Below are 26,276 nucleotides of genomic sequence, written 5' to 3' on the forward strand. Positions count from 1 at the left end.
CCAAGGCGCCCGCCGGGGAACCGGCTGTCGTCGCGTCAGCCCTCGCCCAGTGCGGCGAGCCCGCGCAGCGGCAGGGACCGCCCGGTGCGCGGGACCGTCCACAGGGTCTGCCCGCGTACGCCCCACCGCTCCAGGTGCGCGTTGGCAGCGAGGAACCCGCTGGTGACCGCACGTTCCATCAGCGCCACCGGCAGCCCGGTGGCGACCAGGTCCCCGGCCACCGTCACGGCGGGGTCCGGGCCGCGGACGCCCGGCCGGTCCTGGTAGCCGCCCACCGGGAACATCGGGCAGTCCGCCCGCCACTCGTGCCGCTCGTCCACCACGCGGGCGTCGCGCGTCTCCGGGTAGATCCGGTGCAGCTGGCGGACCGCCTCCGCCTGGACCGCGCCCCGGTCGGCGTCCGGGGAGACGGCGTAGGCGTGCAGTTCCAGGACCGAGCCGCCGGTGCGCCCGGCCCAGCGCGCCGCCTCGCCCTCCCAGCGGTCCAGGACGCTCACGTTGTCCAGCGGGCCGTAGCCGCTGGTGCCGAGGAACCCGGGCCGACCGGACTCCACCGGGCGGTCCAGCCAGAGCCGCGACACCAGGAACGGCGGGGCGGTGCGCAGCCGGTCGATCCGGGCGCGCCACCGCGGGTCGCCCAGCTCCGGGGAGGCGGCCGTGATCCGGCGCAGCCCGGCGGCGTCCAGGGCGAGGACGAGGGCGTCGTGGCGTCCGGTGTCCCCGTCGGTGGTGACGTCCAGGCCGCCGTCCGGCAGCGGGCGCACCTCACGGACGGGGGTGCCCGTTCGCACCGTGACACCGTGGCTCTCCAGGTAGCCGCGCAGCGGGTCCCACAGGGCGGTGGGGAAGGGCTCGGCCGGCACGTCGAAGAGCAGGCCCTCGCTGGAGCCGAGGAAGTAGATGTGGAACATCAGGACCAGCTCGGCGGCGGACAGTTCGCGCGGGTCGGCGAAGAAGCTCCGGGAGAACACCTCGAAGGCCAGGTGGTGCGCCGCCTCGGGGAAGCGGATGCGGGCGAGGAAGTCGGAGGCGCTGACGCCGTCCAGCCGCTCGTAGACCTCCGGCACCCGCACGTCCAGCAGCGGCAGTGCGGCCCGCGGGTTCATCCTGGCCAGGTCCCGCACCCCGAAGGACGGGCTGAGCGCGACGAAGCCGAGCGCGCTGAGCGGCGGGGTGCGCGGGACGCGGGCGAAGCTGTCGTGCAGCCCGGAGCTGTGTCGCAGCGGGTAGTCGGGCAGTGGGGTCAGCGAGTCGAGCCCGGGGTCGACCCGGCGCAGCAGTCCGCGCAGGTTGTAGTACTGCCGGAAGAAGGCGTGGAAGCCGCGGCTCATGGTGACGGTCGATCCGTCCGCGAGCCGGGTCGGCCAGCCCGCCAGCCGCCCGCCGAGGCCCGGTTCGCTCTCGTAGAGGGTGACGTGCACGCCGCGCTCGGCCAGTCCGGTGGCCGCCGCGATCCCGGCGAGGCCGCCGCCCACGACCGCGGCGGTGGGGGCCTGGCCGGTGAACCGGGCGCGGCCGCCAGGGGCGTGCACCACCGCGGCCCGCCGGTCCCGGCCGTGGCGGCGGGCCGTGCCGGTCCTGCCCGGCGCCATCACCGCTGCCCCGCGGTGCGGCCGACGAAGGTGTGCGTGATGCCGGTCTGCCAGCCGGGCAGCGGAAGAGCCCGTACGCCCTGAAACCCCGCCCCGCGCAGCCTCGCGGCGAACTCGGGAGCGGTGTCGAAGGTGTTCACGCTGTCCTGGAGGTGGCGGTAGAGCCGCGCGTCCCCGGTGAGCCGCCCGGCGGGCCGGATGATCGCCGAGCAGACCGCGTTCCAGACGGCACGGTCCACCGGGGAGCCGCCGAGCGTGTACTCGTGCACGGCCAGCCGGCCGGACGGCACCAGCATCCGGTGCACCAGGCGCAGCACGGCGTCGGCGTCCTCGACGTTGCGGAAGAGGTAGCCCGCGAACACCGCGTCGAAGGAGCCCGGCGTCAGCCGGCTGGCCAGTGCCTCCGCCGGTGCGTGCACGAACTCCACGTGCGACAGCCCGGGTTTGGCCGCCGCGCGCTCCAGCATGCCCGCGGAGGCGTCGACGCCGGTGACGCGGGCGAGCGGGGCGGCGGCGATCAGCGCCGCGGTCGAGGCGCCGGTGCCGCATCCCAGGTCCAGGACGCGCAGTCCCGCACCGCCGTCCGGCAGGCGGAGCCGGCGCGCGGAGCGGCGCAGATGCGCGTGGTACCCGGGGCTGGCCGCGACGAGCCGGTCGTAGGCCGTGGAGCCCCGGTCGAAGGCTTCGGACAGTGCGTCACCGCGCAACAGGGTCATGAGCTGCTTTCTTCCGTACGAACAGGTGGGTGAGGAAGGGGCCGGGGCGGACGGCGCGGGGTGAAGGGGAGTTCGGCGACGGTCCGCAGCATCGGCGCGACGGGGGTCCGCAGCCCGATGCGCAGGTCCTCGTGCCACCGGGAGCCGCCGTCCAGGAACGCCAGCAGCCGTTCGGCGGGTACGCCGCGGAAGAGGCGTCCGAAGAAGTCCGGGCCGTCGATCCGGCCGGTGTCCAGCGCCCGCAGCATCACCGCGTCCATCGCCCGCGCCCGTCGCCCGTGGGCGGGCGGCACCCGCAGGGGCCTGCCGGACCGCAGCCGGGCGGCGACGGCCCGGCTCTGCCGCTGGACCGCGGCGAAGGTGTAGCCCGTGGAGGGGCGGGTCGCGCCCCCGGCGGTGCCGATGCGGTACACCGAACGCCCCGCGCGGCGCGGGAACCGGCCGTCGGTCATGGGGATGACGCCCTGCTCCCGCGCCGTCACCTCGAAGGCTCCCAGGCGCAGGACGCCTCGCGCGTACCGGTCCAGGGCCTCGTGGTAGCCGTCGGGGGTCAGTGGCGCGGGGGAGAACTCCGTGTACTCCACGAGCGCGGTCCGCGGACCGAGCGGCAGGACGTAACCGAAGGAGAGACCCCGCGCCGGCTGGGGGGTGCGGAAGTCCATCAGCTCCGCCACGTCCGGGTCGAACACGGGCTCCGCGGTCCTGACGAACCAGCCGGAGAAGTGCTGGAGCAGGGTGGTGCGGGCGGGCGGCAGCACCCGGGGCGGCCGGGAGTCGAAGACATATCTCCCCCGGACCAGGGCGCGTTCGGCGTTCCCGTCCCGGACGCGGACCTCGGCCCCGCCACCGGGGAGATCGCGCACCGAACTCACCGCGGCCTCCACCCGGCGCACCCCGGGCGCCCCGGCGAGCCGCCGGTCCACGAGGGCCTCGAAGTCGTCGGAGCGCAGCATCTTGTAGCGCAGCCGCGGCAGCCCGGCCTCCACCGCGCCCCCGTCGGCGGTGGTCACCCGCAGCCGGGACCAGGAAGCGGCCAGCGACGCGTCGTAGGGGCCCGCGTCCGGCTCCCAGAAGCACCAGGTCCGCCGAGGCGGGATCAGCGGACCCGGCGGCGCGCCGACGACCACCACGGACAGCGGAGTGGGGGAGCCCGGCGCGCACAGGTGATGGGCCAGGCTCAGACCGGCCGCCCCGGCCCCGACGACGACCACATCGGCGTCGGCGAACTCAGCAGGCACGGCTCCCCTCTCGGACGGACGTCTCTCCCGTACGCGGTCTCCCCGGTGCCCTGCCCCCGCGCGGCCGGTCCACGCCCGGTCAGCCCTTGCCCAGGTCGCGCAGGGCGTTCTCGACGACCTCGGTGAGCGCGGGGTGGATCCACAGGGGCTGTTCCGCGAGCTCCCGCGCGCTCATGCCGGTGGTGAGGGCGATGACGAGGGGCTGCACCAGCGTGGCGGCCTGCGGCCCGATGACATGTCCGCCGAGCAGTCGTCCGGTGCTCCGGTCGGCGAGCACCTTGCAGAAGCCCTCGGTCTCCTCCAGCGCCCACCCGTAGGCGACGTCGGCGTAGTCGTGGACGGCCACCGTGTAGTCCAGCCCCTGCTCGCGGGCCTCCTGCTCGGTGAGGCCGACCTGGGCGATCTGCGGCCGGGTGAAGACCGCGGAGGGCACCGCGTCGTAGCGCATGGCGCGTTCGTCACCGGGGTGGAGGAGGTTGTGGGCGACGATCTCCGCCTCGCGGTTGGCGACGTGCTTGAGCGGCACCCGCGTGGAGATGTCGCCGAGGGCCCAGACGCCCTCGGCGCTGGTGCACAGGTGCTCGTCCACGGTGATCCGGCCGTCCTCCTCGGTCCGGACCCCGGCCGCCCCCACATCCAGGCGGTCGCTGTTGGGCCGCCGCCCCACCGCGACCAGCAGGGTGTCCGCCGTCAGCTCGGCCCCGTCGTCCAGGGTCAGCCGGAGGCTGCCCGGCTCACCCGAGACGCCGGTCAGTTCGCGGCCCAGCCGCAGGTCCCAGCGGGAGCGCATGGCGTCGGTGAACGTCTTCGAGACCGCCTCGTCCTGCTGCTTCCCCAGCAGCCGGTCGCCCTGCTCGATGACGGTGACCCGGCTGCCGAGGGAGTGGAAGACGTGCGCCAGCTCCGCCGCGATGTACCCGCCGCCGAGCACCGCCAGCCGCTCGGGGACCCGCTCCAGGCGCATGACGGTGTCGGAGGTCTCGTAGGGCAGCCGGGAGTCCTCGACCACCGGGGGCACCACGGGACGGCCGCCCGCGGCGATGACGACCCGGTCGGCGGTGATCTCCTCGGCCCCGTCCTCGGTCCGCACGGTCAGCGCGCGGGGGCCGGTGAAGCGGGCGGCCCCCCGGTACACCGTGATGTTGCCGGTCTTCCGGCGGCCCTCCTCGCCCTCGCGCGCGGCCTTGTCCAGGCGGCCGAAGACCCGCTCCTGGACCGCCCGCCAGTCCACGCCCCGCAGCTCCGCGGCGACGTCGAGGTGGGCGGCGTCCCGGACGGTGTCGGCGACCTCGGCGGTGGCGGCGAGCATCTTGCTCGGGATGCATCCGGCGTTGAGGCAGGTCCCCCCGAAGGGGCCGTCGGATACCAGGGCGATGTCGAGATGGTCGAAGCGGTCGTCGACGAGGGCGTTGCCGGTGCCCGCTCCCAGAATGATCAGATCGTGTCGGCGCATGCCGGAAACGTAACCGCGCAAGCCGATTCCATCCCTGCCGACGTGCTGGTTCCGTCGGTCGGGTGGTGGGACGCGCCTCTCGGACCCGGTCCGCGGCCGGATTCCCACCGGCCCGCCGCCCCTCAGCGGGACCGCGGCGCGCGGGCCCCGCGGTAGAGCGCGGTGGCCAGGGAGACGGCGGCTCGCGTGGCCGGGTGGCCGCTCTGGGCGCGCCAGATGAGGTGTACGGGGACGGGCGCTGCGCCGCGGAGGGGACGGTAGACGACGCCGTCGCGGCGGTACTGGGCGGCGGTGCCCTGCGGGGTCAGGCCGACACAGCGACCGGTGGCGATGACGGCGAGCCAGTCGTCGATGTCCTGGGTGAACTCGGCCCGCGGGCCGTCCTCACCGGGCCACAGGCCCAGCGCGGTGGTGCCCGTGCGACGGTCGAGCGCCAGGGTGCGCCCCGGGATCTCGTCCAGACGCACACTGCGGCGCCGGGCCCACGGGTCGTCGGACGCCATCGCCACGTAGCGGGCCTCCTCCCCGACGCGCGCGTACGACCACGGCCCCAGGTCGATGGGGGTGCGGACGACGGCGAGGTCGCACAGGCCCTCGGCCAGACCGCCGGTCGGGGTGTTCTGCCGGATCAGGCGCAGCTCGGTCCCGGGGTGCCGCTGCTGCCAGCGGCGTTGGAACTCGGTGGTGTGCCGCCCGAAGGCGGACCAGGCATGGCCGATGTGCAGCCGGGTGTGACCGGTGGTCGCTTCGCGGACGAAGTCCTCGGCCCCGGCGAGCAGCACGCGGGCCCGCGCCAGCGCCCGCACCCCCGCGGCGGTGGGCGCGACGCTGCGGCTGGTGCGGTGCAGCAGCCGTACGCCCAGGAGCTGTTCCAGACCGGCGAGGGTGCGGGAGACGGCCGCCTGGGAGACACCGAGCTGGTGGGCGGCGTCGGTGAAGCTCCCCGTGTCCACGATCGCGACCAGGCACCGCACGTGCTTCAGCTCGACACCCGCCGCCACGCCGCCCGCCCCATCCATACGGTCAGCGTATAGGCCGGTGCCCGCACGCATTTTGCGCGGGTGGGCACCGCTCCCATGGTGTGGGGATGACGCTCGATTCCTCTCCCTCGGCGGACGCGCACGCCGCCACGCCCGGCCCGGCTTCCGGGCCCCGGAACGCGGGACGCGGGGCCGGGGTGGCGCTGATGCTGGGCGGGGGACTGTCCAACCAGGCCGGGGCCTCGGTCGCCGCCCTCGCCTTCCCGGTGCTCGGTCCCGCCGGCGTCGTCGCGGTACGCCAGTGGGTCGCCGCCGCCGTCCTCGTCGCCGTGGCACGACCCCGGCTGCGACGCCTCACCGCCGCGCAGTGGCGGCCCGTCCTGGGGCTCGCCGCGGTGTTCGCGGCGATGAACCTGTCCCTGTACACGGCGATCGACCGGATCGGGCTGGGACTGGCCGTCACGCTGGAGTTCCTCGGCCCGCTGGCGGTGGCCCTGGCCGGGTCACGCCGCCGCGCCGACCTGGCCGCGGCGGTGGCGGCGGCCTGCGCGGTCGGCGTCCTCACCCGGCCCACGCCCTCGACCGACTACCCCGGCATCGCCCTCGCCCTGCTGGCGGCCGTCTGCTGGGCCGGGTACATCCTGCTGAACCGGACGGTGGGAAGCCGCGTTCCCGGGCTTGAGGGCTCCGCCGCCGCGGCGTTGCTCTCCGCCGCCCTCTACCTCCCCGTCGGCGTGGGGATCCTGTGGCACCATCCGCCCACCGCCATGGCACTCGGCTGCGCCCTGGCCGCGGGGGTGCTCTGCTCGGCGGTGCCGATGCTCGCCGATCTCCTCGCGCTGCGCCGCGTGCCCGCGCACTTCTTCGGCGTCTTCATGAGCGTCAATCCGGTCTTCGCCGCCCTGGCCGGGCTGTTCGTGCTCGGACAGCGGCTGGACCTCCTTTCCTGGGCCGCCGTCGCGGTGATCGTCGTGGCCAACGTGGCGGCCCTGTCCGGTGCCGGCCCGGCCGGTGACGGTCCCCGGCCCGCGGGAGGGACGGCGTCCGCTCGCCCACGACGGCACGATTGGCCCCGCCGTGGACGGGTAGGCGGCGAGCGTCCCCCCGTGCGTGATGACCGTGGGACAGAGTTCGCTCACGCACCGCAGGGACCAGGGAGAGAGCCGTGACCGAGAAGACGACCGCTGTCGGGGGCGAGCTGAACGAGTCCGACGTGTCCGCCGGTACGGAACGCAAGGTGGCCACGTGCGCGGCGGCGCGGGACCTCATCACCTCCCTCCTCCAGCGCTGTACGAAGGACACCTCCCTGGCCCGGGGGGACGCGCACCTCGCTGTCACCGAGCTCATCAGCAACGCCATCCGCCACGGGGGCGGACTCACCGGATTCCGGGCCGATCTGAGCCCCGACGCCTCCCGCCTGCGCCTCCAGGTCGAGGACGCCGACTCGCGTCCGCCCCGGACCCCCGCCGACACCGACCGGTTCGAGCCGGGCGGGCGCGGCTGGGACATCGTGCGCCGGCTGGCCGACACCTGCGCGGTCACCGTGCTGCCGGGGGCGGGCAAACGGATCACGGTGACCTTCGCCCTCTGACCGGCGCGGGCCCGCGGGCAGATGCCGCCCCCTGGTGGGCGACGCCCAGCAGCGGCCCCGGCGGCCCCCACCTCCCGCGGAGCGGTCCACCACCCGACCGGCCACGCGGGACACGGCCTGCGACCGTGTCCCGCGCGAGGACACCGCGGCGTCGGGCGCCGGAACTCACGACAGCGACCTCGGCCAGGGCTCCGTCCTGGCGTCAGACGGTGTAGCCGCCGTCGATGTTGATCGTCGCGCCCGTCACGTAGCCCGACTCCGACCCGGCGAGGTAGACGATCAGGCCGGTCACCTCGTCGGGGGACCCGAACCGACCGGCCGGGGTCAGCGCGATCATCAGATCGGCGTGGTCCCCTTCGTTCGGATTGCCGTCCGTCGCGATCGGGCCCGGCTGGATGGCGTTGACCGTGATCGCCCTCGGCCCCAGCTCCCGGGCCAGGGCTCGGGTGAACCCGCTGATGGCCGCCTTGGTGAGGGAGTACGTCGTGCCGTTCGGGATCGGCATCCGCTCGGCGAAGACGCTGCCGACCGAGATGATCCTGCCTCCGTCGCCCATGTGCCGCAGGGCCTCCTGGGTGGCCACCCACGCCGAGCGCACGTTCACCGCGACTTCCCGGTCGAAGTCGTCGACGGTCATCTCCCCGATCGGTGCGAGGTGGGCGCCTCCGGCGTTGTTCACCAGGATGTCCAGGCGGCCGAAGACCTCCACGGTGTCGGTGACCGTCGCGCGGACCGCTTCGGCGTCTCCCGAATCGGCCCCCAGCGCCACCGCCCTGCCGCCTTCCGACGTGATCGCTGCGACGACCTCGTCGGCACGGCCGGGTGAGGAGTGGTACGTGATGGCGACTGCCGCGCCCTCCCGGGCGAGGCGGCGCGCGATGGCCGCACCGATGCCACGGCTCGCGCCCGTCACCAGGGCGACCTTTCCGGTGAGCGGTCCGCCCGACCCCGCCGGGCTTTCCCGGGACGCTTCAGATGTCACGCTCACTCACTTCACCTCGATCTTCGAGGAGTTCCCGGCCAGCCAGGAGTCGAAGTCCTTCAGCGCCGGATTGATCTCGCGCAGCCGTTCCAGGTCGCGGGCGCCGGTGAACTCCTGGTCGAAGTCGCCGTAGTACTGGAACATGTTGGCGATCTCCTCGGCCGCCGGGATGTCCAGGGAGCGGAAGACGTCGTAGGGGACCGAGGCGAAGCGCACCGGCTCGCCCAGCGCGGCTCCCAGCTTCTCCGCGTACTGCGCACCGGTCAGATGGTCGCCGGCGAGGCTGACGGTGCCGCCGATGAACGCGTCACTGCCCTTGAGGATGGCGAGCGCGACGCGGCCGATGTCCGCCACGTCCACCCCGGCGAGGAGCTTGCCGTCCTCCAGCGGCAGCGTCAGGGTCAGTACGCCGTCCTCGGCGCGCTGAGGGGCCATGGCCTGAAGGAACCCCTGGAAGAAGAAGGTGGTGTTCAGGAAGGTCGTCGGTACTCCGGCCCGGGTGAAGAGCTCATTGGCCTCGCCCTTGGCGTCGAAGTGCGGCACGTTGTACTTGTCCTGGAGGACGGGCATCCGGCCGTCCTCCAGCGGCAGCAGCTCCCGCGTGTCCTCCAGCGTCGACCAGACCACATGCCGCAGCTTCGCCGCCTTGGCGGCCCGGACCAGGACGTTCACCTCCTCGGTCTCCTTGGCCGCCGAGCCGTGCGCCCAGAAGTTGGTCACCAGGAAGGCGCCGTGAGCGCCCGCGAACGCCTGGTGCACGGTCGGCTCGTCGTGGAAGTCCGCCTGAACGACTTCCGCCCCGAGCTCGGCGAGCTCCCGGGCCGCGGGGGAGCCGGGGTCGCGCGTCAGCGCACGCACCGTGAAGCCCGAGTCCGGATCGGCGAGGATCGCCCGTGCGGCGCCACCGCCCTGCGCGCCCGTCGCTCCGGTGACCGCGATGACCTTCTTGTCGCTCATGCCAGCTACCTCTGTCCCGATGGAGAACAATCTAGTTGAGGTATCAACTGAATCAGGATTATGTTGATCCATCAACCTTCACCCGCGAGATTCGGCCACTCGGTGAGGCCGTGAAGGCTGCGGTCGACCGGAGCCGATGAGGCCCAGGTTCGGCGCTTCAGGTAAAGCCGGGTCTCCTTGCCCGGCCCGGCGTCCGGCGTAATGAGAGCGGCCCTCTCTGCGCCCCAGGGTCTAGGAGGCCCCCTCCTCCTGGCGGGCGCACTCCCGCAGCGCGGTCGCGACATCGGGGTGGAGCCGGAACACCTCGTCCGTGCCGGTGACCTTCAGGAGGGAGGCCAGCATGCCGGTCGCGCCCGCGAGGTGGACGGGGACGGACCGCAGCGCGTGCAGGGCCGTGTTGAGGAAGGAGGAGTCGGCGAAGGTGGTCTCCGTACAGTCCAGGACGACAGGCGTGCCGGTCCGGGCGGCCTCGGAAAGCGCCGCCCGCATCGGTTCGACACCGTCGATGTCGATGTCTCCGACGACGCGGACCAGGCACACGGTCGGCGTCCGACGGAGCTCCACCGTGATCGAGGCGCTTGCGGGGAAGTCTCCAATAGTTGCCACACGGCAATAATTACAGAGTCAAACAAGCGTTCTGCAAGTCGGTTAGAAACGAGCAAGTTCCATCACAGAACGGGCTTATCGCCCCCGGAAACCGACGGCTCCCGGTCGGCGGGCGACCCCGCCGACCGGTCCTCGGCGCCGCGTACGACCCTCAGCCCAGCTGCTCGGCCAGGCCGACGATGATGCCCTCCGGGCCGCGTACATAGCAGAGCAGATAGCTGTCCCCGTACCGGGCGATCTCGCCGAGGAGCTCGGCTCCGTGCGGGCGCAGCCGTTCGACGGTGTCCCGCAGGTCGTCGACGGCGAACATCACCCGGTGCGTGCCGAGGATGTTGTGCGGCCGGTCTCGCGGCTCCTCGGCGGTCGCCCTGGGTGTGCGGTAGCGGGCCAGCTCCAGGCGGCTGTGACCGTCCGGGGTCCGGACCATCGCGATGTCGCAGTGGACGCCTTCGAGGCCGGTGCACCCGTCCGCCACCGGCCCCTGGATCTCCGCCCTGCCCTCCAGCTCCAGGCCGAGTTCCACGAAGAACGCGACAGCGGCGTCCAGGTCCTCCACGACGATGCCGACGTTGTCCATCCGCTGAACAGCCATGACGGTTCTCTCCTTCTCGCTCGGCGGCCGCGGATGGCCGCCTGTACCCCGGGGACGGAACCGATGCGGCGGATTCGACATCCCCGGACGGTCCGACCGCGATTTCTTTCGCCGACCGACCGACTGACCGGGCCGGGTCCGACGGAAGGCCACGGCGTTCCGTCGAGCCCGAGGGGGACGGAACACCGTGGCCGGCAGGGGGGGAGCGCCGCGGCGGAGGTCAGCGCACCAGCCGGACCAGCTTGTGGTTGGCGAACTCCTCCATGCCGAACCGCCCCAGCTCCCGGCCGAAGCCGGACCGCTTGACCCCGCCGAACGGCAGCTCCGCCGCGGTGCCGGAGGGCGCGCCGACGAACACCATGCCCGTCTGCAACCGGTGCGCCACCCGCTCGGCCTGGGCGTCGTCATCCGTCTGGATCGAGGCGCTGAGACCGTAGGGCGTGTTGTTGGCGAAGTCGACGGCCTCGTCCTCGGAGCCGACCTTGAACAGCAGCGCCACCGGACCGAACAGCTCCTCCTTGTAGGCCCGCATGTCGGGCGTGATGCCCGCCAGCACGGTGGGCTCGTACCAGGCGCCGGGGCGGTCGATGCGCCGGCCGCCGGCCAGCACCGTGGCCCCCTTGGAGATCGCGTCCTGGACCTGCTCGTCCAGGGTCTCGACCGCCTGCTCCGACGAAAGGGGCCCCATGAAGGTGCTGGGGTCGGTGGGGTCGCCGACGGTGATGGACCGGACCGCGTCGGTGAAGGCGGCCGAGAAGCCGTCGTAGTGCTCGTCCAGGGCGATGATGCGCTTGGCCGCGTTGCAGGCCTGGCCCGCGTTGGCCATCCGGCCCGTCAGCGCGTTCTTCACCACCTTCTCCATGTTCGACGCGCCGAGGATCAGATAGGGGTCGGAGCCGCCCAGCTCCAGCACCACCTTCTTCAGGTTGCGGCCCGCGATCTCCGCGACGGCCGCTCCCGCCCGCTCCGAACCCGTCAGGGACACCCCGTGGATACGGTCGTCACCGATCAGCGTCTCGATCTGGTCGTTGGTGGCGAAGATGTTGACGTAGGCGCCCCGGGGCAGGCCCGCGTCCAGGAACAGCCGCTCCATCGCCAGCGCCGACTCCGGGCACTGCGGGGCGTGCTTGAGCAGGACGGCGTTGCCCAGCATCAGATTCGGCGCGGCGAACCGGGCCACCTGGTAATACGGGAAGTTCCACGGCATGATCCCCAGCAGGGTGCCGACGGCCTCCTTGCGGATGACGGCCCGCCCGCCGGACGCGACGTCCAGCTCCTCCGTCTCCAGGAAGCCCTCCCCCCGGTCGGCGTAGTAGCGGTAGATCGACACGACCGTGGCGAGCTCTCCGAGGGCCTGCTTGACGGGCTTGCCCATCTCGCGGGTGATGATGGCGGCGAGCTGGTCCTTGCGCTCCTCGTAGAGGTCCGCGACCCGGCGCAGGACCGCGGCCCGGTCCGCGGGCGCCTGGGCCGCCCAGCCGCGCTGTGCGTCATCGGCCAGGGCGAGGGCGTCGCGCAGTTCCCCGTCGGTGGCGGTGGGGTACTCCTTCTCCGTCTCGCCGGTGGCGGGGTTGACGACTCGGTAGGTGCTCATGGGTTCCTTTCGTGCGGAGCGCCCGGAGGGGGTCCGTGCGGCGGGGATGGGCCGCCGCACGTCCGGGCGGACATTCGGGTACCCATCCGGCAGATGGGAACACCTCATCGCTGCGACCCCTTTCCGCTGGTCTATCCGTGATCCGGCTCGTCCGCCCCTCGGCAGGCGCGCGTTTCCCCTTCGGGGGAGTGGTGGCGTTTGTGGCGATGTCTCCTACGCCTCAGGCTGGGTACCAGACGAAGATCCTCACCCCGCCGCCCCCGGGCGGCGCTCCGCCCGCACCTCTGCCCCCCACCCGAAGGCGACCCATGAGCAGCAGCGACGCAGCTTCCCCGGCCGACGACGACGGCTCCGCCCGGACCGGACCCGCCGAACGCGATCCGGACGGCAGGCTCTGCCTGGTCACCGGCGCGACCGGCTACATCGGCGGCCGGCTCGTACCGGAACTGCTCGCCGCGGGCCACCGTGTGCGCTGTCTGGCCCGCACCCCGGACAAACTCCGCGACTTCCCCTGGGCCGAGCAGGTGGAGGTGGTGCGGGGAGACGTCCTGGACGAGGAGGCCGTACGCCGCGCCATGGACGGCGTGGACATCGCCTACTACCTCGTGCACGCTCTCGGCAGCGGCGACGACTTCGAGGAGACCGACCGCCGGGCCGCCCGGAACTTCGCGGACGCCGCCAGGCGAAGCCGCCTGGACCGGCTGGTCTACCTCGGCGGGCTCACCCCCCGGGACGTGCCCGAGAGCGACCTCTCCCCGCATCTGCGCTCGCGCGCCGAGGTGGGCCGCATCCTGCTGGACTCCGGCGTGCCCACCACGGTGCTGCGGGCCGCCGTCGTCATCGGCTCGGGCTCCGCCTCCTTCGAGATGCTGCGCTACCTCACCGAGCGGCTGCCGGTGATGGTGACGCCGCGCTGGGTGCGCACCCGCATCCAGCCCATCGGCGTCGCCGACGTCCTGCGCTACCTGGTGGGCAGCGCGACCATGCCCGCCTCGGTCTCCCGCGCCTTCGACGTCGGCGGGCCGGAGGTGATGGACTACCGCGAGATGATGCAGCGCTACGCCCGGGTGGCCGAACTTCCCCACCGGCTCATCCTCTCGGTGCCGATGCTGACGCCGGGGCTCTCCAGCCACTGGATCGGCCTCATCACACCCGTCCCGCGCTCCATCGCCCGGCCCCTGGCGGAGTCCCTGCGCCACGAGGTGGTCTGCGCGGAGCGCGACATCGCCCAGTACGTGCCCGACACCGCCACGTCCCCGCTCTCCTTCGACGAGGCGCTGCACCTGGCGCTGCACCAGATCAAGGAGGCCCAGGTCACCACCCGCTGGTCCTCCGCCGCCCTGCCCGGCGCGCCCAGCGACCCGCTGCCCACCGACCCCGACTGGGCGGGCGGCAGCCTCTACACCGACCGCCGCGCCCGCCGCACCACCGCGCGCCCCGAAGAGCTCTGGCAGATCATCGAGGGCATCGGCGGCGACAACGGCTGGTACTCCTTCGGGCTCGGCTGGGCGGTGCGCGGCTGGCTGGACCGGCTGGTCGGCGGCGTCGGACTGCGCCGGGGCCGCCGGGACGCCAACCGGCTGCGGCTCGGGGACGCCGTGGACTTCTGGCGCGTCGAGGCCATCGACCGGGGCAGCCTGCTGCGCCTGCGGGCCGAGATGCTGCTGCCGGGACTGGCCTGGCTGGAACTGCGTGTGGCCCGGGACAAGCAGGGCCGTACCGTCCTGCTCCAGCGGGCCCTGTTCGCCCCGCGCGGCCTCGCGGGCCACGCCTACTGGTGGAGCGTGTCGCCCTTCCACGCCATCGTCTTCGGCGGCATGGCCCGCAACATCACCCACGCGGCGGAGCGCCTGGAACGACGTCAGGGGACACGGCCGGTGGCCGGACGCCACGACGACGCCGCGGAGAGCGCCCCGGCGGGCCCGGAAGCGGCACGCTGACGCGTTCGCGGTGGACGGGGCCCGGGGTGAACGGCCCGTGGGGGCCGTCCCGGCGCGGTGGCGCAGCGGGACGGCCCCCACGGGAGCGGACGGCAGACCCTAGCGGGAGGCCGACCACGGGCCGAGCATGTCCTTCATGGTGTCCGTCAGCGCCATCTGGAGCAGCGGGCCGTAGGTGATCCGCCCGATGCCGAGCCGGCGGAAGCGTGCCAGGTCGTGCTTGACGGGGTGAGCCGTGGTGTTCACCGGGATGCCGACGGCGGCGACCACCGCGGTGAGCAGTTCGTCGTCGTCCTGGATACGCACCGGGTAGACGCTGTCGGCCCCGGCCTGCTCCATGGCCCGCAGCCGCTCGACCGCCTCGTCCAGCACACCGCGGGCGTCCTCGGCGTGCAGGAAGAGGTCGGTGCGCCCGTTGACCCAGACCGGGATGCCCGCGTCGTCGGCCGCCGTGCGCAGACCGGCGATGAAGTCGGCGTGCTCCTGGGTGGAGCGCACGCGTCCGCCGTCCGAGTGGACGGTGTCCTCGATGTTGAGACCGACCCCGCCGACCTCGGTCAGCCCGGCGATCAGGTCGGCGGGCTTGTGCCCGTACCCGGCCTCCAGGTCGACGGAGACGGGGATGTCGACGGCCGCGATGATCGGCCGGATGGCGGCGAGCACCTCCTCGAAGGTCTGTCCCTCGTTGTCGGCGGCGCCCCGGGAGTCGGCGAGCGGATGGCTGCCGATCGTCAGAGCGGGGAAACCGGCGTCGGCCGCCACCCGGGCGGACCAGACGTCCCAGACGGTCGGCAGGACGAGGGGCTGGTGGTCGGCGTGCAGTTGCTTGAGTCGTCGAGCGCGCTCGACAGTGGTACGAGAGTCCATGCCGAGGACGCTACCGGACCGGCACGATCAAGGTGCTGATGGTGCCGGTCCGGTCACACAGGCCCCGCGAGCGGGCCCTGTCCGGCCCGCACCGGCTCGTGGTCGGGCAGAGGCAGAGGCAGGCCCGGAAAGCCGGGGGGCCGGACCGCTTCCGCCGCGCCGTGCCGTCCGTGCCAGTCCGGTCCGGTCAGAGGACCGACAGCCGTACGACTCCGGCGCGCCCCTCGGGCGTCCCGGCGACCCGCAGCGCCACATAGCGCGGGGAGCCCGCGGCCCGCAGGCTCCGCACCCGGCCGTGGCCGGTCAGCGACCCCGCCCGGCGGTAGCGGACACCGTCGTCGCTGAACTCGACGGACAGTGCCGGGACCCGCCCGGCCGACCACTCGGCCTCCACCCGGCGCACCTCCCGCCGTGCCCCGAGGTCCACGACCAGGCGTCCGTCGCGCCCCGGCCGCCACACCGTGCCCGACTCCCCGTCCACCACCGCCGAGGGCTCCGACATGCCCGCGGGCAGCGGCGCGTTCGGGAAGACCGTGCGGCCCAGGGCGTGGTCCGTCGTCGGATACGGCCGGACGCCGCTCACGGTGACCTCCGTGGCCCGGCCCGGCCGCACCACCGCCACCGCGCTGCGGTCCCCGGCCTCGACCCGGACCCGGCAGAGCGGCCCGGACAGCCGTACCGTCGCGGCGTCCACGACCTCGGCGCGCAGCCCGTTCGGCAGCGACCGTCCCGACAGCGGGACCAGGGTGAACCGGGGCGGCAGCAGCAGCGCCGATGCCGCCTCCAGCCGCGCCTCGTACCGCAGCCCGCTGCGGGTCACCAGCTGCTCGCCCTCGTAGACCTCGCGCCGGCGGCCCTCCTGCTCCAGGGAGACCGGGGTGCGTACCGCGCGGTCCGAGAGGTTGAACAGGCTCAGGTGCCCGTCCGTCACCGCCGCCCGCACCCGCTCGTCCCCGGCGGTGGGCGCCGGGCGGCGGGCTAGGTCGCGCAGCCCGGCCGCGGACACCCCGCAGTGGCCCTCCACCAGCAGCGGACCCGTCCCGCCCTCCGCCAGCACGATCGTGTCCCCGTACACCGCCAGCGCGCCCCGCCCGCCGCGGACGACCAGGCCCGCCCGGCCGTCCACGTCGAGCCAGCCGCCCTTACTGCGCAGCGCCGGGACCGGGCCGACGGCCAGGTCCGTCCACCGCTCGCCGTCGTCCGAACCCTGCACCAGGTAGCTCCGGCCCGCCGCGCTCTCCCAGCGCAGGGTGACCCGGTCCAGGGCGCGGGGCTCCCCGAGGTCCACCGCCAGCCAGCTGTCGGGGCGCGGCCGGTCGGCGGTGGAGACCGCCCAGCGGGTCGTGTCGTCCCCGTCCACGGCCAGCTCCGGCCCCCTGCCCGGCGTGTACGAGGAGGCGGTGGCGCGGCCGCCGCGCGCGAGGTCGGGGCCGTCCGCCCCGTCCCGGGCCTCCACGGCGAACAGCGAGTAGCCGTACGCCGGATCGGGCGTCACGCCCTGGACCCGCAGGTGCCGCACCGTCCTGCGGTCGAAGGACAGGTCGTCGACCCGGCCCGTCGAGCCGCCGGAGGAGTCCCGGGAGGCGACGGTCGCCGAGCCCTCGGCGAAGCGGTAGGTACGGCTCCCGTCCAGGCCCGCCACCCCGGGCATGGTCAGGTTGTGCACCTCCAGCCGCCCGCCCGCCGTGTCCGGACCCGCCGCGGCGTGGACGACCGCGCCGGTGGGGAGCGTGGTGAACCCCGCGAAGCCGTCCTTCAGCCGCAGCAGCGTCGCGCTCCCGTCGAATCCGTCGCGCAGCCGGGTGTGCGTGCGCACCGAGCGGCCCGTGACCTCCACGGCGGCCGAGGGCAGGAACATCGGCGTGCTGCCGCTGATCCGGAACAGCCAGTCGTCGTGGCCCGGCTGCCAGGCGAACTTCACGAACTTCGGCTTGGACACCGCGCCCGCCCAGGCGGCGGGGGACTGGTGCGAGACCAGGCCGGGGCCCTCGCCGAAGTCGCTCACCCCGGAGGCGTACGCGAACAACTCCTGGCGCGACAGCGGCGTCACCGCGCGCCCGGCCCCCGGCCACACGTGCAGGAGGTAACTGATGGCCAGTTCGGCGCGGGCCTCCGGCTCGTACTTCGGCTCACCGGAGAACTTCGCCAGCCGGTGCTCCGGCGGATAGGCCTGATAGGCCTCCAGCCGCGCCGCCAGTTCCTCCTCGGCGCGGGCCGCCGCCCGGTCGCCCATCACCCGGGACAGGAACGCCAGGGGGATCACGTCCCGGCCGTAGAGGTGCTCGCGGTCGTTCACCATCGGCATCAGCGGCTCACCCGCGTCCGACATGACGCCCAGCAGGGTCCGCCACAGCGGCCCGGCGTTCGGCTGCCGGGTCAGCACCTCGGGCAGCGGCTCCCCGGCGGCCAGGAAGTGCGCCGCGTTGCGTCCCGAGGTCCGCCACAACTCCGCCTGGTAGTGCGGGCCGAAGGAGCCGTGGTTCTCCACGATGAACGTGTCGTAGACGTTCCGGGCGGTGTTCCGGGACACCGGAACGCCGTCCATCCGGGCCGGGTTGGCGAGATCGGCCTCCGGCAGCCCGGCCTCGTTGCGCGACCAGGCCCCGTAGTCGGCGGCCCACTCCGCACGGCGGCGGTCGTCCGGGGCCCACGCCAGCGCGGGGGCCAGCGCCTGGGCGTAGATCCCCATCTCCTCCAGCTTGGTGTCGCCGACATGCCCGCCCGTCAGGCCGTTCGGCGTCCACGACCCGGAGGCCGGGTCGTCGCCGGTGCCCAGCGCGTGGGTGTACGCCGCCTGCTCCCGGACGATGGTGTCCACCAGGGAACGCGTCCGGGCGTCCAGCTCGTCCCAGAGCAGCCGGGCGGCCAGCACGAAGTAGGACTGGAACGTGGTGTCGAAGAACAGGGTGCGGCCCCACTGGGTGCCGCCGGTCAGCCGGTTGGAGGCGGCGAAGTGCCGCAGCGTCGCCAGGGTCCGCCGCTTGAGCGTCTCCCGGTCCACACCCGCCAGCCCGGCGTCGTAGCCGTCGCGGGTCAGCAGCACGGCGTGGCCGAGCACCACCGCGAAGCCGAAGAACTTGTCGGTGTAGATGCCCCGGGCCTCGTCCCACTGCGTCTCGGACCAGCGGGTGTGCCGCAGCAGCACCCGGTGGTACGTGGCGGCGACACCGTCCGCCGCGCCGCCCCCGCCCGGCCCGGCGTGCGGGGCCGCGGCCGCCGAGGCCGCCCCCGTGCCCAGCGGCAGGGCGGCAGCGGCCCCGGACGCGCCGAGGATCTGGAGCACTCGGCGGCGGCCGAGGGAAAGAGAGGTCGGGCCCACGGTGGTTCTCCTCTGGCGGATGTTCGCGGCGGCCGTCGGACGTCCTCGCGCACACGGGGATACGGGCATGACGGCGATACGCGAGGCAGTCGTAACGGTTCCGAACGCGATGGACAACGTTGTCAAAGAGTTGAGGGCCACCTTTCGTCGCCCCGGTATGTTCCGTCAAGGGAAAACGCACGATTGATCGACGAAGGGACGGCGCAGTGAGGACCATCGGACTCGTCGGCGGCATGAGCTGGGAGTCGACCGCCGAGTACTACCGGCTGATCAACGAGCACACCCGCGACCGGCTGGGCGGGCTGCACTCCGCGCGGTGCGTGCTCTACTCGGTCGACTTCGCCGAGATCGAGCGGCTCCAGACGGAGGGCCGCTGGGAGGAGGCCGGTGCGGTGCTGGCCGCCGCCGCCCGTTCGGTGGAGAGCGCGGGGGCGGACCTGGTGCTGATCTGTACGAACACGATGCACAGGGTCTTCGACACGGTCGCGGCCGCGGTCTCCGTCCCGCTGCTGCACCTGGCCGACGCCACCGCCGACGCGGTCCGCGCGGCCGGGCTGGAGCGGGTGGGGCTGCTGGGCACGGCGTTCACCATGGAGCAGGACTTCTACCGCGGCCGCCTGGCGGACCGGGGGCTCGACGTGCGCGTTCCGGACGCGGCGGGGCGGGCCGTGGTGCACGAGGTGATCTACGGCGAGCTGTGCCGGGGCGAGGTGCGCGCCGCGTCCCGCGACGCCTACCGGGAGATCATCCGGGACCTGGTGGCGGGCGGGGCGGAAGGCGTGATCCTCGGCTGCACGGAGATCGAACTGCTCATCGGCCCCGAGGACAGCCCGGTGCCGGTCTTCCCCACCGCCCGGCTGCACGCGCTGGCGGCGGTCGAGGCGGCGCTGTCCGGGCCCGCCGCCTAGAAGCGCCCCGCTGACCGGGCCGGGAGCCCCGCTGAGAGGGTCCCGCCGGTCGGGACGGGTCCGCCCGCCGAACGCCCGCGGCCCCGGGCGCGAGCGCCGTCGCGTACGGCTCTCTGGGCGGGCCGGGCCCGCCAGGGGGCCGCATGGCCGGGAAACGGGCGCTGTGCGGGCCGTGTCCGAGGGTGTCCCGGAGCGCGGTGGTGCCCGATCGGGCGGTCGGTGGGAGGGGTCGCGGTCCGGTCCGGACCTTTGGGCATGACGCCCGGCTTTCGGGACAGTCGGTGTCCCAGAGCGCCCGACGCCAACTGGCCCCGGAGCAGCGGTTCCCCGACCGCTCCGGGGCCGCGGCGGCGGGATGTGACACGTTTCCCCCATCGGAAGAAGGCCACCGTGGCGATCCACCAGACGCAGCAACAGCTGGACGACGGACGGCCGGTCCCGGACCCCGAAGGACGGGGGCCCGTGGCCGGTCCCCACGACGGCGCCGGGACCGGCGTACGGCAGCACCCCGAGCCGGACGCCCGGCAGCGGCCCACCGCTCTGGAACAGGCCGGCGGCGCCCGCGGGTTGATCTACTCCGCCCTGCCCGTCCTCGCCTTCGTCATCGGCAACAACATCGGCGGGCTCAAGACGGCGATCATCGCCGCCCTCGCCCTCTCCGTGGTGATCGCGGCCGAGCGGCTGTTCCGCAAGGAATCGATCATGCCCGCCGTCGGCGGCGTCTTCGGCGTGGCCATAGCCGCCGGGATCTCCTGGTGGACCGGGTCGGCCAAGGACTACTTCCTCATCGGCATCTGGTCCAACCTGGCCGCCGCCCTGGTCTTCGGGATCTCCGTCCTGGCGCGCCGCCCGCTGGCGGGCATCCTGTGGAACTCCATGACGGGCAAGGGCACGGCCTGGCAGCATGACCGGCGCTCGCGGCGGGACTTCTCCATCGCCACGCTCGTGCTCACCGTCATCTTCGCGGCCCGGTTCGCCGTCCAGCAGTACCTCTACGTGGCGGACGAGGTCGGCACGCTGGGTACCGCGAAGATCATCATGGGCTACCCGTTGCTGGGCGTCGGGCTGCTGGCCGTCGCCTGGGCCGCCCGCGCCTCGCACCGCCGCCTGAACGCCGAGAAGCGGTAAGGGCCCTCGACCGGACCGGACCGGGCCCCGCGTGCGCGGCCCGGCCCGGTCCTGCATGATCCTGGCCGGTCCCCGGACGGTGCCCGCTAGCCCCGCCGGGGCCGGGCGAGGATCGTCCGCAGAGCGGGCAGCGGTATCTTCGGCCGCCGGTCCGCGGTGAACAGGCCGTTGGTCTCCTGCTCGGTGTCGGTGAGCTGGGTGAAGCAGAAGCCCGCGAGACCCGACTCGACGGCAGCGGTCACCAGTGATTCCAGCCGCTCCGCGTAGTCCTCGGGGCCCGCCACGGTGTCGTAGCCGAACCACTCCTCCCCGTCGGCGGGTTCGAACGTCGTCCCGCCGAACTCGCTGAGCACCACGGGCTGACCCTGGTGCCGCACCCCGGGCAGCAGGAGCCGCTTCGCGCCCGGCCAGGGGTCGGTGAACTCCCCGCTCCGCAGCGAGGCGTGACCGTAGCGCTCGCGCAGGACGGAGGCCTGCTGGGTGTAGTCGTGCACCCCCCAGATGTCGGCGGCGGAGATCTCCCAGCCGTCGTTCGACACGGTCGGACGCGACGGGTCGAGCGCCTTCGTGAGGTGGTACAGCGCGTCCATGAAGTGGCGTTGCGCCGGTACGAGCGCCGGGTTGGGCGTTCCCCACGACTCGTTGACCGGCACCCAGGCGACGATCGAGGGGTGACTGAGGTCGCGGGAGACCGCCTCGGTCCATTCGCTCACCACCCGCTCCATGGTGGTCGTCCCGAAGGCGTACGCGGACGGCATCTCGGCCCACAGCATCAGACCCAGCCGGTCGGCCCAGTAGAGGAAGCGGGGATCCTCCAGCTTCTGGTGCACTCGCAGCCCGTTGAGACCCGCCTCCTTGGCCAGTTCGGCGTCCCGCCGCAAGTCGTCGGCGGAGGCGGCGAGATGGGAGTCGGGCCAGTAGCCCTGCTGGAGCGCGAGGCGCAGGAAGCACGGCTTGTGGTTGAGCTGGAAGCCGCCCTCCTCCCAGCCGATGTCCCGCAGGCCGAGGTAGGACGTCACCCGGTCGACGACCGTGTCGTCGTCTGCCTCGGCGGTCCCCGCCTCGCGGAGCGTGACCGTCGCGTCCACCAGGTGCGGATGGTCCGGGCTCCACAGCACCGCGTCCAGATCCTGGGCGTGGCGCAGCGCGGGCACCGCGATCTCGAACACCGTCTCCCGCTCGTCCGCCAGGACCCGCTGCTCCGCCAGCACCCGGTCGCCCAGCGTCAGCGCCACGTCCACGCGCACCGCGCGTGCGGGCCAGCGGCTCAGCGTGAGGGCGCAGCGCACCCGGGCGTGCGCCACGTCCGGCGTCCAGTGCAGGGTCGCCACATGCAGGTCCGGTACCTCTTCCAGCCACACCGGCTGCCAGATCCCGGACGTGCGGTGGTACCAGATGACGTGCGGCGCGTCCCGCCAGTCCTGCTTGCCGCGCGGCTGGGTGACGTCCAGCGGCTGGTCCTCGGCACGCACCACGAGGACCTGCTCCCCGCCCGGTTCGACGGCGTCGGTGAGATCGCAGGTGAAAGGCGTGTGCCCGCCCTCGTGGTGACCGACCGGGCGGCCGTTCAGCCACACCTCGGCCCGGTGGTCGACCGCCCCGAAGTGGACGAGCAGCCGTCGCCCGGCCGGGGGAGCGGACACCTGGACGGTACGCCGGTACCACAGGACCGGGTGGTGCGAACTGTCGCCGATGCCCGAGGCCTTCGACTCCGGCGGATAGGGCACGGTGATGCTCCCGGTGTACGGGGCGGTGGTGTGCGGGTCCATCCAGCGCTCGGCGCGCCCGCGGTCGGCGTCGTCGTACGCGAACCGCCACGGGCCGCCGAGGTCGCGCCAGTCCGGGTCGCGGACGAGCTGCGGCCGCGGGTGGCCCGCGAGGTCCAGGTGGGTCAGGGACATGCGAAGGACTCCGGTGGTGGGGGACGAAGGGGTACGAAGAAGAAAGGGGTACGGAGAAGAAGGGGGCGGCCGTCAGGCGGGCTTCGTGACCCCGGCGGAGCGGATCTCCACCGCGGTCGCGGCGAGGGCCAGCGGCCCCGGCAGCAGGGGCACCAGCAGTGGCACCGCCCAGGCCAGCAGCGCGGCCAGCACCACGGCGGCGGCGAGCAGCGCGCTGCCGCGCGGGTCGCCGAGCGAGCGGGCCAGGCTCACGCGGCCGGACAGCTGGTGCGGCGCGTCCAGGGCGGTGGCCCGCAGCGCCACGACCGCGGCGGCGAGCACGGTCAGCGCCAGCGCGGGCGCCACCAGCGCGGCGCCCGGCAGGGCCCCGCGGACCAGCGCGGCGTCGAGCAGCACGACCACCACCAGCAGCGGCGGGAGCAGTCCGGCTGCCAGCGAACCCCCGGTGAGCCGGGCGCGCAGGCGGCGCAGATACCCGGCCGCCGTCACCGGGGCCGTCCCGCTCGCGCCGTCCCGCAGCGTCGCGGACGCGGCGGCGAAGGCGGCCGGGGCGGTCACGACGGGCAGGCAGGAGAGCGCCGTCACCAGGCCGACGAGCAGCATGTCCGCGAAGAGGGTGAAGCCGTTGCCGAAGAGCTCGCCGGGTTCCCGGCGGTCGGCCGGGGGCAGCGGGGTGAGGCGGGCGGACGCGTGGTCCATGGTGCTCAGCCCTTCAGTCCGGTGGTCGCCATGCCCTGCACCAGATAGCGCTGGAAGACGAAGAAGAACAGCACGATCGGCAGCACCGAGATCACCGACATCGCGAACATCGGCCCGTAGGCGGAAGTGCTGGACTGGTCCACGAAGGAGCGCAGGGCGAGGGTGATGGTGAACTTCTCCGGCGCGAACAGGTAGATCATCTGCGTGAAGAAGTCGTTCCACGTCCAGATGAACGTGAAGATCGCCGTGGTGATCAGCGCGGGCCGGGTCAGCGGCAGCGTGATCGACAGATACGTGCGGAACGGGCCGCAGCCGTCGATCCGCGCGGACTCCTCCAGCTCGCGCGGCAGCCCGCGCATGAACTGCACGATGAGGAAGACGAAGAACGCCTCGGTCGCCAGGAACTTCGGCAGGATCAGCGGCCAGTAGGTGTCCACCATGCCGAGCTGGTTGAAGATGATGTACTGCGGGATCAGCACCACGTGGTGCGGCAGCATCAGCGTCGCCACCATGAAGGCGAACATCACCCGGCTCATCCGGAACCGCAGCCGGGCGAAGGCGTAGGCGGCCAGCGAACACGACAGGACGTTGCCGAGGACGGCCCCGCCGGCGATCAGCAGCGTGTTGCCGAGCAGACGGCTCACCGTGACCCCGGAGACACCCTCCAGCGCGGTCGTGTAGTTCGACCACTCCAGACTGCTCGGCCACAGGTCCAGGCTGGTGACCACCTCGTCGGCCGGCTTGAGCGAGGTCGCCAGCAGCCAGGCCAGCGGATACAGCAGGACGAGCAGCCCCAGCAGAGCCAGCGTGTGCGGCGCCCAGCGCCTGAGGGCGGGATTCATCGCCCCTCCTCGTCCGCGTAGAAGACCCAGGACCGGGACGTCCTGAAGAGCACCAGCGTCACCACGCCGATGGCGATCAGCAGCAGCCAGGCCATGGCCGCCGCGTAACCCATGTGCGAGGCGGTGAAGCCGCGTTCGTAGAGATAGAGCGTGTAGAACATGGTCGAGTCGGCCGGACCGCCGCTGCCGCCGCTGATGGCGAACGCCGGGGTGAACACCTGGAACGACTGGATCATCTCCAGCACCAGGTTGAAGAAGACCACCGGCGAGAGCATCGGCACCGTGATGGAGACGAACTGCCGCCACCGCCCCGCCCCGTCCAGCTCCGCCGCCTCGTACAGGTCCGGGGAGATCTGCTGGAGACCGGCCAGGAAGATGACCATCGGCGCGCCGAACTGCCACACGGTGAGCAGCACCACGACGAACACCGCCAGGTCCGGGTCGCCGACCCAGCCGCCGCTGTCGATGCCGACCGCCCCGAGCAGGTCGGGGACCGTGCCGCCGTCGTTGAACAGCGCCCGCCACACCAGGGCGATGGTCATGCTCGCCCCGAGCAGCGACGGCGCGTAGAACGCGGAGCGGTAGAAGGAGCGGCCCCGGCCGAGGCTCTTGAGCAGCATCGCCGCGCCCAGCGCGAGGACCAGCTTCAGCGGCACGGCCACCACCACGTACAGCAGGGTCGTGCCGACCGAACGCCAGTAGCGCGGGTCCTCGGTGAGCATCTCCGTGTAGTTGCGCAGCCCGACCCAGCGCGGCGCCTCGAAGAGGTTGTAGTCGGTGAACGACAGATACAGGGACACCGCCATCGGCACCAGCGTCAGCACCGCCGCCCCGAGCATCCACGGGGTGAGGAAGACGTAGGCGGGCCACTGCTTCTCCCGCCGGATCCGTCGGCGGCGCTTTCGCCCGCCGGACGGGGGCGGTCCCGCCGCCCGGTCGGCGCCCGCGGGCGCTTCGGTCGACACCGTGCTCATGACCGCAGCTCCCGCTTCGCCTCGTCGATGAGTTCGCGCGCCGCCTGCCGGGGGGTGGCCAGGCCGTACATGACGCGCTGGTACGTGCGGTTGAACGCGGTCTGGATCGCCACGTCGCCGCGGGGCGGCGCCGTCGGCGGGGCGTCCAGGCCGTACTGCTCCATCCGCAGCGCGTACCGGTAGATGTCCAGCTCCGCCCCCTTGAGCGTCTTCGCGACGCGGGCGGCGATGGTCCGGTTGGGGGGAGTGGACCGGGAGAAGCCGAGGACGTCCCCGGCTCTCCGGTCGTTGAGAAGGAAGTCCACCAGCGCGGCCGCCTCCTCGGGGTGCTCGGTGTGCGCTCCGACGCCGAGGAGCATCGACGGCTTGAAGTACGCGCCCTGGCGGCCGCCGGTCGTCGGTACGGGCGCGAACCGCACCTGCTCGCCGAGCAGCGCCGGATAGCCGGGAAACGGCGCGTCCCAGGTGAAGTCCGCGGCGACCAGCCGACGGCCCATCGGGGAGGTCTCGGTGGTCGTCGCCTGCGAGGTGTCCTCGGCCCGCGCGACGACCCCCTCCTCGCGCAGGTCGTCGTAGAAGGTCCAGAACTCGGTGAGGTCGTCCTCGGTGAATCCCAGCCGGGTCTGGCTCGCGTAGAGCCGCCCGCCCCGGCTGCGCAGCCACACCTCGAAGACGTCCTCGTTGACGCCCCCGTCGTTGGCGCCGCCCACCGCCCGCCCGTCCGGCGACCGCTCGCCCAGCGCGGTGATCCTCCGGGCGGCCGCCGTCCACTCCCGCCAGGTCCAGCCGGGGTGCGGGGTGGCGACCCCCGCCTTCCGGTACAGCCGGGTGTCGTAGGCGAACCCGGTGATGCCCCGGCCCATCGGCATGGCGTACTGCTCGCCCTCGTACGTCCCGGTGCGCACGAACTCCGCGTCCATGGCGTCGCTGCGGATCGCGCCCTCGGACACGGCGTCGCCGAGCGGCAGGAGCGCGCCGCCGCCCGCGTACTGCGACACCTGCCGGTAGTCCAGCTGCGCCACGTCCGGGATGCCGCCGCCCGCCGCCTGGGTGGCGAGCTTCTGCATGTACGAGCCGAAGTCGGCGTTGGACGTGGCGACCCGGACCCGCGGGTTCTCCTTCTCGAAGAGCCGGACGGCCTGTTCGGTGCGTGCGGCGCGGTCGTCGTTGCCCCACCAGGAGAAGGTGAGCGTGACGCCCTTGGACGAGCCGCTTCCGGTGGCGGAGCAGGCGGACAGCGACCCGGCCAGGGCGGTGCCGGCACCGGCCCCGGCGGCGGCCAGGAAGGCCCGCCGGCCCGGGAGACGGCGTCGGCCCTCGGGGGGCTCGGACATGGTTCCCTCCAGGGGAGGTGAGGCGGATGGGGAAGAGGGCCCGGGGAGGGGCGCGGGTCGGGG

Annotated in this window: 21 protein-coding genes and 1 pseudogene; 5 read left to right on the plus strand and 17 right to left on the minus strand. The window is 73.4% G+C overall.

Features of this window, described 5'->3' with window-relative positions:
- Nucleotides 1–35 precede the first annotated feature (35 nt).
- The 5 genes from ACIRRU_RS22050 to ACIRRU_RS22070 all read right to left on the minus strand — a co-directional run bounded on the left by ACIRRU_RS22050 (nucleotide 36) and on the right by ACIRRU_RS22070 (nucleotide 6,018).
- Entirely contained in the window at nucleotides 36–1,592 is a 1,557-nt protein-coding gene (locus ACIRRU_RS22050) for an FAD-dependent oxidoreductase (RefSeq protein ID WP_403683122.1), read from the minus strand.
- Nucleotides 1,592–2,308 (minus strand): class I SAM-dependent methyltransferase, encoded by a 717-nt coding sequence (locus ACIRRU_RS22055; protein ID WP_403683125.1) that lies wholly within the window; start codon nucleotides 2,306–2,308, stop codon nucleotides 1,592–1,594. The genes ACIRRU_RS22050 and ACIRRU_RS22055 overlap by 1 nt, the downstream gene beginning before the upstream one ends.
- Nucleotides 2,305–3,546 (minus strand): lycopene cyclase family protein, encoded by a 1,242-nt coding sequence (locus ACIRRU_RS22060; protein WP_403683128.1) that lies wholly within the window; start codon nucleotides 3,544–3,546, stop codon nucleotides 2,305–2,307. The genes ACIRRU_RS22055 and ACIRRU_RS22060 overlap by 4 nt, the downstream gene beginning before the upstream one ends.
- Nucleotides 3,547–3,625: 79 nt before the next feature.
- Nucleotides 3,626–4,999, minus strand: coding sequence for a mycothione reductase (locus ACIRRU_RS22065; RefSeq protein WP_403683131.1), 1,374 nt, complete (start codon nucleotides 4,997–4,999; stop codon nucleotides 3,626–3,628).
- 122 nt (nucleotides 5,000–5,121) lie between these two features.
- A complete protein-coding gene (locus ACIRRU_RS22070) occupies nucleotides 5,122–6,018 on the minus strand; it encodes a LysR family transcriptional regulator (protein ID WP_403683134.1) in 897 nt (298 codons plus the stop codon).
- 68 nt (nucleotides 6,019–6,086) lie between these two features.
- Between ACIRRU_RS22070 and ACIRRU_RS22075 the strand changes: the two are divergent.
- Together ACIRRU_RS22075 and ACIRRU_RS22080 are read left to right on the plus strand one after the other, a co-directional pair.
- Nucleotides 6,087–6,974: pseudogene (locus ACIRRU_RS22075) on the plus strand (EamA family transporter); the annotation flags it as partial.
- Between the two features lie 170 nt (nucleotides 6,975–7,144).
- Entirely contained in the window at nucleotides 7,145–7,570 is a 426-nt protein-coding gene (locus ACIRRU_RS22080) for an ATP-binding protein (RefSeq protein WP_403683135.1), read from the plus strand.
- A gap of 202 nt (nucleotides 7,571–7,772) precedes the next feature.
- Here ACIRRU_RS22080 and ACIRRU_RS22085 read toward each other — a convergent pair whose 3' ends face one another.
- From ACIRRU_RS22085 to ACIRRU_RS22105, 5 genes are all read right to left on the minus strand, one after another.
- Nucleotides 7,773–8,558 carry a 3-oxoacyl-ACP reductase family protein gene (locus ACIRRU_RS22085; RefSeq protein ID WP_403683137.1) on the minus strand — a complete coding sequence of 262 codons (786 nt, stop codon included), beginning with the start codon at nucleotides 8,556–8,558 and terminating at the stop codon, nucleotides 7,773–7,775.
- The gene (locus tag ACIRRU_RS22090) at nucleotides 8,559–9,509 is read right to left on the minus strand and encodes an NmrA family NAD(P)-binding protein (RefSeq protein ID WP_403683139.1); all 951 of its coding nucleotides are present in this window, start codon (nucleotides 9,507–9,509) and stop codon (nucleotides 8,559–8,561) included.
- 231 nt (nucleotides 9,510–9,740) lie between these two features.
- Nucleotides 9,741–10,115 (minus strand): STAS domain-containing protein, encoded by a 375-nt coding sequence (locus ACIRRU_RS22095; RefSeq protein WP_403683141.1) that lies wholly within the window; start codon nucleotides 10,113–10,115, stop codon nucleotides 9,741–9,743.
- A 151-nt stretch (nucleotides 10,116–10,266) separates the two neighbouring features.
- Nucleotides 10,267–10,707: a VOC family protein gene (locus ACIRRU_RS22100; protein ID WP_403683143.1), complete on the minus strand. Its 441-nt coding sequence runs from the start codon at nucleotides 10,705–10,707 to the stop codon at nucleotides 10,267–10,269.
- A gap of 220 nt (nucleotides 10,708–10,927) precedes the next feature.
- The gene (locus tag ACIRRU_RS22105) at nucleotides 10,928–12,301 is read right to left on the minus strand and encodes an NAD-dependent succinate-semialdehyde dehydrogenase (protein ID WP_403683144.1); all 1,374 of its coding nucleotides are present in this window, start codon (nucleotides 12,299–12,301) and stop codon (nucleotides 10,928–10,930) included.
- Between the two features lie 308 nt (nucleotides 12,302–12,609).
- Between ACIRRU_RS22105 and ACIRRU_RS22110 the strand changes: the two genes are divergently transcribed.
- Nucleotides 12,610–14,241 carry an SDR family oxidoreductase gene (locus tag ACIRRU_RS22110; protein WP_403683145.1) on the plus strand — a complete coding sequence of 544 codons (1,632 nt, stop codon included), beginning with the start codon at nucleotides 12,610–12,612 and terminating at the stop codon, nucleotides 14,239–14,241.
- A 99-nt stretch (nucleotides 14,242–14,340) separates the two neighbouring features.
- On the opposite strand, the gene ACIRRU_RS22115 is transcribed toward ACIRRU_RS22110, so the two are convergent.
- Nucleotides 14,341–15,108, minus strand: a complete 768-nt coding sequence (locus ACIRRU_RS22115) for an isocitrate lyase/phosphoenolpyruvate mutase family protein (protein ID WP_403683147.1) — start codon at nucleotides 15,106–15,108, stop codon at nucleotides 14,341–14,343.
- A 187-nt stretch (nucleotides 15,109–15,295) separates the two neighbouring features.
- Complete coding sequence (locus ACIRRU_RS22120) at nucleotides 15,296–18,427, minus strand: discoidin domain-containing protein (RefSeq protein ID WP_403683149.1); 3,132 nt, start codon at nucleotides 18,425–18,427, stop codon at nucleotides 15,296–15,298.
- 206 nt (nucleotides 18,428–18,633) lie between these two features.
- On the opposite strand from ACIRRU_RS22120, the gene ACIRRU_RS22125 reads away from it, so the two are divergent.
- Complete coding sequence (locus ACIRRU_RS22125) at nucleotides 18,634–19,335, plus strand: aspartate/glutamate racemase family protein (RefSeq protein ID WP_403683151.1); 702 nt, start codon at nucleotides 18,634–18,636, stop codon at nucleotides 19,333–19,335.
- 390 nt (nucleotides 19,336–19,725) lie between these two features.
- Nucleotides 19,726–20,463: a DUF3159 domain-containing protein gene (locus ACIRRU_RS22130; RefSeq protein ID WP_403683153.1), complete on the plus strand. Its 738-nt coding sequence runs from the start codon at nucleotides 19,726–19,728 to the stop codon at nucleotides 20,461–20,463.
- An 86-nt stretch (nucleotides 20,464–20,549) separates the two neighbouring features.
- Here the strand turns inward: ACIRRU_RS22130 and ACIRRU_RS22135 are convergent, their stop codons facing one another.
- From ACIRRU_RS22135 to ACIRRU_RS22155, 5 genes are all read right to left on the minus strand, one after another.
- Nucleotides 20,550–22,364, minus strand: a complete 1,815-nt coding sequence (locus ACIRRU_RS22135; RefSeq protein WP_403683154.1) for a sugar-binding domain-containing protein — start codon at nucleotides 22,362–22,364, stop codon at nucleotides 20,550–20,552.
- Nucleotides 22,365–22,436: 72 nt separating this feature from the next.
- On the minus strand, nucleotides 22,437–23,063 hold the full coding sequence (locus ACIRRU_RS22140; protein WP_403683155.1) for a hypothetical protein: 627 nt from the start codon (nucleotides 23,061–23,063) through the stop codon (nucleotides 22,437–22,439).
- A 5-nt stretch (nucleotides 23,064–23,068) separates the two neighbouring features.
- Nucleotides 23,069–23,905: a carbohydrate ABC transporter permease gene (locus ACIRRU_RS22145; RefSeq protein ID WP_363203643.1), complete on the minus strand. Its 837-nt coding sequence runs from the start codon at nucleotides 23,903–23,905 to the stop codon at nucleotides 23,069–23,071.
- Nucleotides 23,902–24,879 carry a sugar ABC transporter permease gene (locus tag ACIRRU_RS22150; RefSeq protein WP_363203642.1) on the minus strand — a complete coding sequence of 326 codons (978 nt, stop codon included), beginning with the start codon at nucleotides 24,877–24,879 and terminating at the stop codon, nucleotides 23,902–23,904. The genes ACIRRU_RS22145 and ACIRRU_RS22150 overlap by 4 nt, the downstream gene beginning before the upstream one ends.
- The gene (locus ACIRRU_RS22155) at nucleotides 24,876–26,213 is read right to left on the minus strand and encodes an ABC transporter substrate-binding protein (protein WP_403683157.1); all 1,338 of its coding nucleotides are present in this window, start codon (nucleotides 26,211–26,213) and stop codon (nucleotides 24,876–24,878) included. The genes ACIRRU_RS22150 and ACIRRU_RS22155 overlap by 4 nt, the downstream gene beginning before the upstream one ends.
- Nucleotides 26,214–26,276 lie beyond the last annotated feature (63 nt).

Source organism: Streptomyces sp. NPDC101181, assembly GCF_044767975.1.
Lineage (GTDB): Bacteria > Actinomycetota > Actinomycetes > Streptomycetales > Streptomycetaceae > Streptomyces.